Below are 12,206 nucleotides of genomic sequence, written 5' to 3'. Positions count from 1 at the left end.
AGCGGGGACAAAGAGTGGGATTCAGGAAGCGGGAGAATACTTTTAAATCAGTTGGGCCAAGCCGGAGTGGGATTTCCGGGATACTGCGGTCATGGGCCGACCCGTTGATTTTGGGTAGGTCAGTGATTTGAGGAGGGGAGTGCCATCACCACTTGACCATTTCCAAGGATCGAGAAGATGGCCAAAGATTAATGGATTGTAAAAATTAATTGACATTTATCAATAAACGTAAGATGAGGACGAGGAAGGGAAAGAGTCTCTCCGTAATTATTCTTCCGTAATTATGCTGAACTTTTTAATTCTACTCAATGATTTGAGCAAATTGTGGTGATCCCACTCACACCTTACCTGTGATTGTTCTCAGATCCATCGGAGCGTAAGAGCACTCAAGCACTCATGGCCGAAACGCTAGACGCCATCAATACCAGCCTATCGGACCTTAAAAAACAGACTGACAAACAAGACAACCGCCTATGGGTTCTCATTTCAGGCATGTTTCTGGCCCTGTTAGGTGTTCTAGCAAAGTTTGCCTTTAATCCCTGACGCTTGTGACTAAAGGGTTTAATGTCAACCCTGTCTTCAGGTCTTGACCCCTCCGCCTCCAGCACCTCCCCTTAGCAAGGGGAGGACGGGTGAGGTTTAATTGTGCCGTCGCGCTTCAGCGATTTAGTATTAGTGAGTCGTTAGTCAATAGCAAATATTCAATGATTAATTGTATTTTGATTGAGAAAAGTTGTAGATTTACTTAGACAGACAGGGCCGGGGTGGCCAGCAGTTCTTTGATGGCCGTCAGGAATTGCTGTTCGATGTAGGGCTTGGTGAAGTAGGCATTGGCCCCGAGGTGGGTGGCTAGTTGGCGATGTTTATCACTGCCCCGCGAAGTCAACATGGCCACGGGAATACTCGCCATAGCGGGATTACGACGACGTTGCCCCAGAAACTCAAAGCCGTTGAGATTAGGCATTTCTATGTCACAGATCACCAGTTGAATACCGGGGGTCTGGGCCAGAATATCCAGGGCCTCGCGGCCATCCTTGGCCTGGAGGACCCGATAGCCCGATTTTTCGAGGCTAAAGGCCAGGGTCCGGCGCATCGCGGCGGAATCATCCACCACCAAAATGGTTTGGGTTTGGGCCAAGCCGGTTGCGACTTCCGCTAGAGTTTCTTCGGCCAGAACCGGCCCTTCGGTGAGGAATTGACCCATGCTGTCCTCGCCCCGTTGCCAATACCATTCCAACAGGAGGCCGCCGTTGATCACCGGAATTAGAGTACCATCCCCCAGAATCGTACAGCCATATAAGTAATCGGGAGCCCGCAGAATGGGGGCAAAGGGTTTAATCACCAACTCTTGCTCGGTGATCAGGCGAGTGACTTCGAGGGCGTAGTAGTGGTCTCCTTGGCGGAGCAGAATCAGCGGTAAGTTCCAGTCTTCCGGTTGAGGAACAGCACTCAAGACCTTGCTCAATTGGCGGTCTCCTAGGGGACAGTTGTAGGGAATCAGGGAGGCTAGGGGATAGATGGGAATCATTTGGCCCTGCCAGAAGAGAAACCGTTGATTGCCCGAGAGTTTCAGTTGATTGGGGAGGGGAACTAGCAATTCAGCTACGCTATCGGAGGGAATGGCAATGGCTGTCGCTGTCCGTTGGTCGTCTTGGCTAATGGTGCAGACCAGAAGCTTGGCAATGGTCAGGGTGAGGGGTAGGCGCAGGGAAAAAGTCGTACCCCGGCCGGGGCGAGAGGAAAGAACAATAGTTCCTTTAAGAGCGGCAATCTGTTGACGCACCACATCTAGGCCGACGCCCCGCCCCGATAGTTCACTGACTTGGCTGGCGGTGGAAAAGTCCGGCTCGAAGATCAAGTTATAGATCTGCTCTGGCGTCATCGTTTTGGCCTGGGCTTCCGTGATCAGGCCTTTCTCAATGCCCCGCTGGGCAATTTTCTCTGCATTCAGGCCCCCGCCATCATCCCGAATTTCAATAATGGTCTGGTTGCCCTGGTGATAGGCCTGGATCTCAATGGTGCCGCTTTCCGGTTTGCCCTGGGCCCGGCGTACTTCGGGGGATTCAATGCCATGGTCAAAGGCATTACGCAGTAGGTGCAGGAGGGGGTCGTAGAGTTTTTCAATGGCCAGGCGATCAACCAAAACAGAGGTTCCATAGAGCTTGAGTTGAACCGGCTTATGGTACTGGGTTGAAAGATCCCGCAGAACTCTCGGAAAACGGTTGAGGACTTCTCCCAGAGGCAACATGCGGGCCCACATCAGTTCATCCCGTAGGGAGAAAAGCATTTGCTTTTGGGCATCGAGGCTTTGGTTAGAGGCTCGGGCGAAGAGCACAATGTCATCAACAGCCTCTTCCAACTGCATCATTTCCTCTAAAATTTCCTGCAATTGTCCCGAGAGGGCACTGTAGGAATCCATTTCCAACGTATCGAAGGCATTGCTTACCCAGGCAGTGGATCCCTGGGGCCGGAATAGCTTATCGCCGCCGGGGGCTGTCACCAATTGGTCGGCGAGTTCCCGTAGTTTGACTGTCAGGCCCTGGAAACGGCTAAAGCGTGTTAACAGAGAACGAACTGAGCCTTGTAGTTGTTGATTTTGTAGGGAAAGGCTATTGCGGTTAATAGCCAGTTCCCCCACCCAGTTATTCATGCGTTCCAGGCGCTGGAAATCAACCCGAATGGAGAGGGGCGCCGCTGTCGGTGTTGGTGGCGTTTCGGCCCGTTGGGGGGTTGGTGTTGGGGCCGGACTAATGGCCGTTGACAGTTCTGGGGCCGTCAGGGGTGGTGTTTCCGGCAGGGCCGGCAATTGTTCAAATACCTGAGCCACGGACTGTACCATTTGGTCAATTTCCGTGTCGTCAACGCTGGGGGTGGCATCGTAGTCGGCAAAAATCCCGGCATCCAACAGAGTTTCTTCGGCCACCAGTCCGCCAAAAACGTCTTCGAGGGAAGGGGCCAGGGGTAGGCCCTCGAGGATGGTTTCAGCTAGCGTCGCTTCGACGGGTACCTCTGTTTCGGCTAGAATCTCCGGCTCCATTACCAGGCCGAGAGGGGCTTGTATTTCTTCTTCCCGACTGGGGGCCTCAGTTTCTGCCGTTGAGGGAATCTCTGCTTCCTCTTCATCATCCCCAAAGAATAAATCACTGATAGATAGGCGTGAGGCCGGGCTGGCTTGGAGGGCCTCTTTGACCTCAACCACCGCTTTTTCGCCAAAGCTTAGCAAGAAGGTTGAAGGACTGCCGCCCTGTTGTCGATCCCCCTGCTGGAGCACTTGGTCGCAACTATTCGTCCAATCCACAACGGCCTGTTGGGCAATGGCCAGGGCCTGGTCAGGACTATTTTCTAAGGCCTTTTGTACCGCTTCCCCAATGGCCTTAAAACCGGGGAGATTCAAAATTTCCGCCAGGCCTAAAAAGACTTCTGTTTGTGCGATGAGGCTGTCTCGGACGATTTCGGTATCATCACTGTCCAAGGCCTCCCGCAGTTGTTGCAGGCCCTGGCGAATATCCAAGTCGAACAGGTTGGCAACAATATCCACCCCCAGATCCGCAGAACTGGGCAGAAACTGCTCTCCGGCCTGGAGGGCATCGCCTAACTGAAATTCCAGGGCCTCTAGCACCGGCTGGACGGCGGCCAGGGCCTGTTGGGGATCGTAATACCCGGTATGGATTTGGGCTTCGAGGGGATTTTTCAGACAGTCGTAGCCGGCTAGGAGCAAGGATTCTAGGGTTTCATCAAAGCTGAGAGTCTCGCTGTGCAGGGCCTTAAAAATATCCTCTAGACGATGGGCAATGGTCTTAATGGCCGTCAGACCCACGCTGGCCGCTCCCCCCTTGAGGGAATGGGCCGCCCGCATAATGCTATGAACCTTGACCGCACTGCGGTCTTGGCGGAGAGTCAATAGGCCCTCTTCAATCATCTGGAGCAGTTCCGGGGCCTCTTCAATAAAAAATTGATAGGCTGGCTCGTCGGTATTGACCATTTCGGACGTGACTGTTTCTGCTTCTTGGCTCAGCTCTCCGGTGAGGGGAGGAAGTTCGGGCCAAGCTAATTCTGCTGGCTCCAGTTCTGGCAGGGAGAAGGTTTCAGCTCCCAAGTCTGCATTACCCCAAAGGTTATCCATGGCCGCTGCTGGGGTCAGATCTCCGGCATTGCCCCAAAGGGTTTCTAGCGTTTCCACTGGGATTTCGGAGGCTGTTGTGAAGGAACCAGATGCACCCGCAAGGGCCTGGAGTTCCGCTGAAGGATAGCCTCCCTGCTGACGATCCCCTTGTTCTAATACTTGTTGGCAACTCTGCCGCCAATCTCGGAGGGCCACGGGGGCCAGGGCCAAAATGGCCTCTGGTTGATTAACGAGCGCCGTTTGTACCAGAGTAGTAATTTCCTGGAACCCCGGTAGGTTTAGGAGTTCCGCTAGACCCGCAAAGACCTCGGTTTGGGCGCTTAGGGTTTCCCGCACTACCTCAGCGTCCTCCGTTTCCAAGGCCCCTTGAATCTGGTTCAGGCCCTGTTGAATATCCACTTCAAACAGGGAGGAAACAATATCCACTCCGAGATCTGCCGAACTGGGTAAAAACTGTTCCCCAGCGGCCAGGTGATCCCCCAGTAGAAATTCAATGGCTTCGATCACGGGTAGTCCCGTGGCCAGGGCCTGGTCACTGTCAAACTGGCCCTGTTCAATTTCTGCCATTAGGGGATTTTTCAGACCATCAAAGGCCTGGAGCAGGAGGCTTTCCATATCCTCATCAATGACCACCGCTTCGCTGTAGAGGGCCTTGAAAATATCCTCCAGACGATGGGCCAGAGTTTTAATGGCTGGCAAACCCACACTGGCCGCTCCCCCCTTGAGGGAATGGGCCGCCCGCATCAGGGCATGGATTTTAGCTGGTGTGCGTTCCTGGCGCAGAGTTAATAACTCCTGTTCAATCACCTGGAGCAGTTCCGGGGCCTCTTCGATGAAGAATTGGTAGGCGTGGTCACGAATGTCAGCGTTAATCATAGGGCTTGCGGTCGTTGGGCCAGCAGTTGCTGTTGTTGATAGCTCGTTTGGGCAATGGACTGGATGGCAAGGGTCAAGGCCTGCTGGGACTGGGCAGCCTGGTGCCAGTGGTCTTGGATGGTATCCACGGTCTGGTTTTCCCGTTCCAATTGTTGTTTGCCCCGTTGGAGGGTATCGCTGACCTCCCTGGCCTCCGATTGAATGGCTACCACCAGGGTTTCAATGGCCGCTGTGGCCTCGGCGGATTGAGCAGCCAAGCCCCTTACTTCCTCAGCAATCACAGCAAAGCCCCGGCCCTCTTCTCCGGCCCGGGCCGCCTCGATGGAGGCCTTGAGGGCCAAGAGATGGGTCTGGGCCGCGAATTGTCGGATCAGGTTAATGGCCTGGGCCACGGCCTGGGTGGATTGGTCCAACCGTTGAATCTGGCCGCTGGTGTTGGCGAGGGTTTCCCGCAGGGTCTGCATCCCCGCCGTATGTTCCAGGCCCTGGTTTGTGCCCTGGGTGATGGCCTGTTGCAGGCTTTGTTCTTGTTTTTGCAAGCGAACAACTTGCTCCGTCAGATTTTGACAGGTTTGCTGGAGGGCCTGCTGGGTCAGGAGAGACAGTTCAGGAGACGTGAGGCTAGAAGAGACCATGGGGTTAGCAATCGGTAGGGGTAAACAACGGGCGGGTTATTCCACCTTAAATTGACGCACACTATCCTGGAGGGATTGGGCCACTGCCAGAAGATCTTTAAAGGTATTGGAAACATTGGCTGCCTCCGAGGAGGTCTGGTCGGCGAGTTTGGCCACCTGGGCCATGGTCTGGGTCACAGACTGACTGGTCTGGGACTGCTCAATGGCCGCTGAGGTAATGGCTTCCACCAGCTCACTAATCTGGGCACTGGCGGCGGTAATCTGGTTGAGGCTCTTACGGGTTTCATCCACCAGCTTGGTTCCTACCACCACCTGCTCGGTACCGGCCTCCATGGCAATCACCACTTCATTGGTTTCGGCCTGAATGCTGGCCACCAACTCGGAAATTTCCGCCGTTGCTTCCGCTGATTGACGAGCCAGGGAACGGACTTCATCGGCAACCACCGCAAAGCCCCGGCCCTCTTCCCCAGCGTGGGCCGCCTCAATGGCTGCATTTAAGGCCAACAGGTTGGTTTGGTCGGCAAAACTGCTAATCAGATTCACCACCTTAGAAATTTTCTGAGTCGATTCCCCCAGCCGCTTCACTTTTTTGGCCGTTGCCGCTACGGTTTCCCGGATGGCCACAATCCCGTCTACGGTACGGTTCATGGCATCTTCCCCCTGGTCTACAGTGCGGGTGGCCTGTTGGACTGCCGCTTCGGCCATGGCCGCATTTTCAGCGACTTCCTGAATCGAGCGGGTCATGGCCTGTAAACTTTCCAGGGCCACGGCCACGTTCTGGGCCTGACGCAGGGCCTCCCCAGAGAGTTGGCGCACCGCCGCTTCGTTGGTGTCGGTGGTGGAGGCAAACTGGGTAGCGGCTTTTTGCACCTGGGTCACAATGCGTCGCAGGTTTTCGATGGTGGCATTGTAGGAGTCGGCAATGGTACCAATTTCATCCTCCGTGACGTGGGCTCGGATGGTGAGGTCGCCGCGACTGACCGGATCGACTTCCATCAACAGTTCCAGGGCCCGTTTTTGCAGTTGTTCCCGCACTTGACGTTGCTCAATCTCGGCTAAGCGTTGCTGTACCAATAGATCCGCCCGCTCTAGGGCCAGGCCCATTTGCACTGTCAACTGGCCAAACAGATAAATGTCATTCTGGCTCCAATCCCGAGGGCCAGCGCATTGGTGGGCAATTAATAATCCCATCAATGACCCCTTAAAGATAATCGGCGCTACTAGGTTAGCTTTGACCTCAAAGGGTTTGAGTTGGCCCAGATGGCAGGGGGTCAAACCGGCCTTAGTAATATCGGGAGTAGCCTGAATCCGGCCCTGACGGTACTTATCAACGTAATTTTGGGCAAAGCAGGGATCCATAATTTCGGCCCCCAGGGCCACGGGATAGCCCGGCTCGACGGATTCCGCAACGACGGTGCCGGCCCAACGTTCATCAAAACGATAGACAATCACCCGATCCGCTTTCAGGGCCTGTCGGATCTCCGCGACACTCACCTGCATCACATCTTCGGTACTAAGGGCCGCCGAGATCTTCAGGGTCAAATCCTTCAGTAGTTCCGCTTGTCGGTTGGCTTCCTGTTGTTGTTGCAGAAGATCGGCTCGATCCAGGGCCAGGCCCACTTGAATGGTGAGTTGGCCAAATAACTCAATTTCCCCGGGCGTCCAGTGGCGGGGGCCAGCACATTGGTGGGCGATCAACAGGCCAAGAAGTTTGCCCTCGGTAATAATCGGCGCGACTAGGTTTGCCTTGACCTCAAAGGGTTTCAGTTGGCCCAGGTGACAGGGGGTCAGACCGGCTTCAAAAATGTTGGGGGTGGCTTGAATGCGGCCCTGGCTATACTTATCGACGTAATTCTGGGCAAAACAGGGATCGGCAATCTGGGCCCCCAAGGCCACGGGATACCCCGGCTCGACGGATTCGGCAATGACGGTACCAGCCCAGGTGTCATCAAAACGGTAGACAATTACCCGGTCAGCCTTCATGGCCTGGCGAATTTCCTGCACTGCTACTTCAAAAACCGCCGTGGTATTTAAGGCCGCTGACACCTTGAGGGTAATATCCTTCAGTACTTGGGCCTGCCGGAGGGATTCCAATTGGCCCTGGCGCAGAACCTGAATTTGTTCGGTCAGGGCCGTCACGGTGGCATCAACAACGGCTATTTCATCCTGACTGGTGAGGTTGAGGGGCGTGTCCAGGTTAGTGGCCCCCAGGGCGGTCACTCTTTTGACAAGGGCCTGGTAGGCTTGACTGCTCTGATGGGCCAAAACGTAGGCTAGACCACCCACTAGACCGGCAGTGAGGAGTAGACCCAGCCAGAGGGTCGATTGATTTGATTGCTTAATTGCTTCAATTTGTTGAGGGGCTGGTGAGTTGGGTAGTTGTTGAGTGGCCTGATTATTAATACCACCGATGATTGCCGCTGGCCCCAGGCCCATGAGCAGGGCCACAAGGACAGCTTTTTGGGTAAAGGAGAAACGTTGGCCCCAATTGGGAGGAGATGCGGGGGGAGGACTGCTAGGGGATGGTTGCGGCAAGGGCGGCCGGGCCGGGCTGGGTAGCGTGAGCTGGGGTAACGCTGGCAAAGTGGGGGGACTGGGCAGTTCAATCTGGGGGAGGTTAGGTGACTCCCAGGCGGGAGTCGGCGTCGCTGGGCCGTCTCCAGCATTATTGGTGGCGGTTATAGCTTCGGGTTCAGGCGGGTCAGTATCCACCAAGGTCAAGGGATCTTCCGTTACGGCCGCTTCCTCTAGGGAAGGAAGAGCGGGATCCAGATTACCCAGGAGAGTGTCTCCTGCAAACAATGGCTCATCATCGGGGACATCGGAGGGGGAGAATTGAGAGGAAGTCTGAGTCATAGTCGTTGAAAATAGGCCTAGGGATGAAGATAAATAATAAAAAAATGAGTAAAATTTAATGCTTAAGTAATGGATGCCTGGTTAAGACGGGAAATGACCGCCTGGCCATTGAGCACCACAAACATTTCCCCCGGTTCACTCACCCAAAAACCCCGCAGATAGGGCACCAGGGCCGCACTAATACTGGCCGTTGGGGCCGATTGAATTTGGTCAGGATTACACCATTCAATATCCCTGACTTCACCGACGACTAAGCCGAGCATCTGGTTGCGGTCTTGGCGATTCTGACGACGCAGGGGCCGCTTGGGGTCGTAGTCACCGCTCCCGTTAAGGACAATGACCGCATAGTGAGAACGAGCTACAGATTGACGATGCCAGGGGGTCAGCCCCAGCAGTTGTCCCAAGTCCACCATCCAGAGAATCTCTCCGCGCCAGTTATAAACCCCCAGCACCCAAGGGGGCAGGTGGGGAATGGGGACAATCTGGCCCAGGGGGACATTGAGCACCTCACTCAGTTGAGCAATAGGGAGCATGGCCTGGGTATGGGGCTCTAGGGAAAAATGCAGAAATTGTTGGAGTTGGCCCTGGGTCGGGGCAAGGGTACGGGAAGCAGTGGAAAAATCGGAGGCCATGGCAATAACGACGCAACAAAGAAAAATAGAAAACTACACCGTCAGGAATTGCTTTAACGTTGCCGTAAATTCCGCTTGATCAATGGGCTTGGTAATGTAGGCATCCGCCCCCTGGCGCTTGCCCCAAAATTTATCCATATCGGTAGCCTTGGTGGAACAGAGAATAATGGGAATCTGTTTAGTCTGTTCCCGGTCTTTTAATTCCCGACAAATTTCAAAGCCACTGCGTCCCGGCAGAACAATGTCTAAGACAATCACATCGGGGATGCTTTGGGCCAATTTTTCCAAGGCCTCTTCACCACTGACGGCTGTCGTAACGTTAATGCCTAGGCTTTTACAAATTTCTGTGATGATCGAGCGCTCCGTAGAGGAATCGTCGATGACCAGTGCCGTGCCCATGGTTTACCTCAATAAAAACTTCAAACGATTGACAGTTGAGTAATCAACTCATTCCCTTCCAGCATAGAAAAAAAATGGACAGGAGCCTAGGGAGATCCGCTTTCTGAATGATCTGCGGTTTCCTGCACATACTTTTGAATTGTCTGCAGGACGGTGTCGGGATTCACGGGTTTGCTCAAAAAATCGGTGGAGCCGACCATCTTGGCACGGACACGATCCACAATGCCATCATTGCCCGTCAAAATCACAATGGGGGTCTGGCGGAAGATGGAAAGTTTCCGCAATTGACCGCAGATTTCGTAACCATTGGCATTGGGCATGACCAGATCGAGAAAAATCAGGGCCGGTTTACGGGCCAACAACACCGCCAACGCTCGCAGAGGATCATTAATACCGATAAATTGATAGTTGGCCGCCGTCAGAATTTTTTCTAGGGTCTGACACATCAGCGGGCTATCATCCACACAGGCGATCAGCGGCCCTGTGGGGACATCGGGTTGGGCCACTACGCCCAGAGGCGTCGGGGCAATGGGAGGCGGTAGGTCAGGAATTTTCACCAGTTCTACCAGGCCCAGTTGCAGATAGGGCAAGAGGGAGGTGGTCACACTCAGGACATCCCGCTTCATCCGCACCGAAAGATCCCGTAAGCTCTGATTCCCATCCAGCAATTGTTTCAGGGTTTGAAAGACCTGGGGAGAGGTGCGCTGCTGCAATTCCTCTGCTTGACGGATGACGGGGGCCGCATTGGGGGAACGGTCAGCAATCTTGGCCCCCCGCCAATTCTGCCAGAGTTGCTGGGCCTCGGCGATGATTTGGTCGGCATCAATCAGCACCAAACGGGTGGAGAGGAGATGATCCTGGCGCAGGTCACAGGAAACTTCATTGGTTTGGGTAATGTCAAACAAGACCTCGACCACTGTGGCCCGGATGTAGCGGGCGGCCTGCTCTCGGGTCACCTTTTGCTGTTCTACCCAATGGCAGAGGAGTTGGTATTCCCAGCAGAGTTGGAGTTCTTGGGGGTCAATGCTGGCGAGATCCAGTTGTACCGATGACAGATTGGCGGCAATCTGCGGCAAATAGAGGGTAATTTGCCGACGCCAACGCCGAACAGCGTGATTTCCCCCCGTCGCAAACATGATGCGCCCGAGATAGAAATAGAAAAACCACTGCTCTCCCGTCGGACTGGTGAGGATCAGTTGCCCACTAAAACGGGGTTGCTTTAGGCCATCAAAAAAACTGACCTGCCGTGAGGCAGAAAATTCTTGAATGGGAATGGAGGGAGACGGCGGAAATTGAGCAGTCATCGTTTACAAAAAGGATTGTAGGTCAATGGCTTCGCACACCAAAGGCTATCTAATAGCTTGCCCAGAAAAACCGATAAAATGCCAGCATTCAAGGGTATTTCCTCAGTACGACGTAACAAAAATTAACTCGGAAGCCGCCCAAGGCTAACTTCTCAAGTTTTGATATCAGTATTTCCCTTGGTTACTGGATCTAAATTATATCGTGTCTATCGTGATTACCCAGGCTAAATGATCTATGTCTAGCTCCCGGCCGCTCGTGGTGGTTTGGGCCCGAGAAGATTCGTTAGCATGGGCTTGCAATTCTCGAGAGATCTCCTTTTCCATGGCTACCTCCTTTTCCATCCCTGAACATACCCTAGACCGGGACTGTACTACCCTGTCTCGCCACGTCCTGCAACAACTTCATAGCTTCAGTGCGGATGCCCAAGACTTGAGCGCCATCATGAATCGCATTGCCCTGGCGGGGAAGTTGATTGCCCGTCGCCTCAGTCGGGCCGGCCTGATGGCGGATGTCCTCGGCTTTACGGGAGAGATCAATGTCCAGGGGGAATCCGTCAAAAAAATGGATGTTTACGCCAATGAGGTATTTATTTCCGTTTTTAAACAGAGTGGCCTGGTCTGTCGCCTAGCCTCGGAGGAAATGGAAAACCCCTACTACATCCCCGAGAATTGCCCCATCGGCCGCTATACCCTCCTCTACGACCCCATTGATGGTTCCTCCAATGTGGACATTAATTTAAACGTCGGCTCGATCTTTGCCATTCGTCAGCAACAGGGAGACGACCTCGACGGTACGGCTAGTGACCTACTCCAACAGAATGGGCGGCAACAGATTGCGGCGGGCTATATCCTCTACGGCCCTTCCACCCTGTTGGTCTATTCCATTGGCTCTGGGGTACATGCTTTTATCCTTGATCCCAGTCTCGGGGAATTTATTCTGGCCCAGGAAAATATTCAAATCCCGGCCCATGGCCCTATCTACAGCACCAATGAAGGCAATTTTTGGCAATGGGACGAGGCCCTGCGGGACTATACCCGCTATGTTCATCGCCACGAAGGCTATACCTCTCGTTACAGCGGTGCCCTAGTCGGAGACATCCACCGTATCTTGATGCAGGGCGGCGTGTTTTTGTACCCTGGCACGGTAAAAAATCCTGAGGGCAAATTACGTCTCCTCTACGAAACGGCCCCCTTGGCCTTTTTGTTAGAACAGGCCGGTGGAAAAGCCAGTGATGGCCAGACGCCTCTGCTGGATCTGGTTCCCAGTAAACTACATCAGCGGACACCCCTGGTCATTGGTAGTCCTGAAGATGTGGCCCTGGTGGAATCCTTTATTCAAGAGCATCGTCGCCGGGCCGAGACAAAAACAGAAAAAGTGTAA

At 54.0% G+C, this 12,206-nt stretch carries 7 protein-coding genes and 1 pseudogene; 1 reads left to right on the top strand and 7 read right to left on the bottom strand.

Annotation, left to right across the window (positions count from 1 at the left end; genetic code table 11):
• Nucleotides 1-42 precede the first annotated feature (42 nt).
• From ABXS88_RS10755 to ABXS88_RS10725, 7 genes and pseudogenes are all read right to left on the bottom strand, one after another.
• Nucleotides 43-216 carry a hypothetical protein gene (locus ABXS88_RS10755; protein WP_353672046.1) on the bottom strand — a complete coding sequence of 58 codons (174 nt, stop codon included), beginning with the start codon at nucleotides 214-216 and terminating at the stop codon, nucleotides 43-45.
• A gap of 529 nt (nucleotides 217-745) precedes the next feature.
• On the bottom strand, nucleotides 746-4,999 hold the full coding sequence (locus tag ABXS88_RS10750) for an Hpt domain-containing protein (protein WP_353672045.1): 4,254 nt from the start codon (nucleotides 4,997-4,999) through the stop codon (nucleotides 746-748).
• Entirely contained in the window at nucleotides 4,996-5,634 is a 639-nt protein-coding gene (locus tag ABXS88_RS10745; protein WP_353672044.1) for a methyl-accepting chemotaxis protein, read from the bottom strand. Before ABXS88_RS10745 ends, ABXS88_RS10750 begins: the two co-directional genes overlap by 4 nt.
• Nucleotides 5,635-5,670: 36 nt before the next feature.
• Nucleotides 5,671-8,241 (bottom strand): annotated as a pseudogene (locus ABXS88_RS10740) (methyl-accepting chemotaxis protein); the annotation flags it as partial.
• 311 nt (nucleotides 8,242-8,552) lie between these two features.
• Nucleotides 8,553-9,122, bottom strand: a complete 570-nt coding sequence (locus ABXS88_RS10735; RefSeq protein ID WP_353672043.1) for a chemotaxis protein CheW — start codon at nucleotides 9,120-9,122, stop codon at nucleotides 8,553-8,555.
• Between the two features lie 33 nt (nucleotides 9,123-9,155).
• A complete protein-coding gene (locus ABXS88_RS10730) occupies nucleotides 9,156-9,521 on the bottom strand; it encodes a response regulator (RefSeq protein WP_353672042.1) in 366 nt (121 codons plus the stop codon).
• Between the two features lie 86 nt (nucleotides 9,522-9,607).
• Nucleotides 9,608-10,825: a response regulator gene (locus tag ABXS88_RS10725; protein WP_353672041.1), complete on the bottom strand. Its 1,218-nt coding sequence runs from the start codon at nucleotides 10,823-10,825 to the stop codon at nucleotides 9,608-9,610.
• A gap of 322 nt (nucleotides 10,826-11,147) precedes the next feature.
• Between ABXS88_RS10725 and fbp the strand changes: the two genes are divergently transcribed.
• Complete coding sequence (fbp, locus tag ABXS88_RS10720; RefSeq protein ID WP_353672040.1) at nucleotides 11,148-12,206, top strand: class 1 fructose-bisphosphatase; 1,059 nt, start codon at nucleotides 11,148-11,150, stop codon at nucleotides 12,204-12,206.

Origin of the sequence: Synechocystis sp. LKSZ1 (assembly GCF_040436315.1) — a bacterium.
GTDB lineage: Bacteria > Cyanobacteriota > Cyanobacteriia > Cyanobacteriales > Microcystaceae > Synechocystis.
The sequence above is the reverse complement of the archived record's forward strand: the minus strand, read 5'-3'. Positions and strand labels throughout refer to the sequence as shown.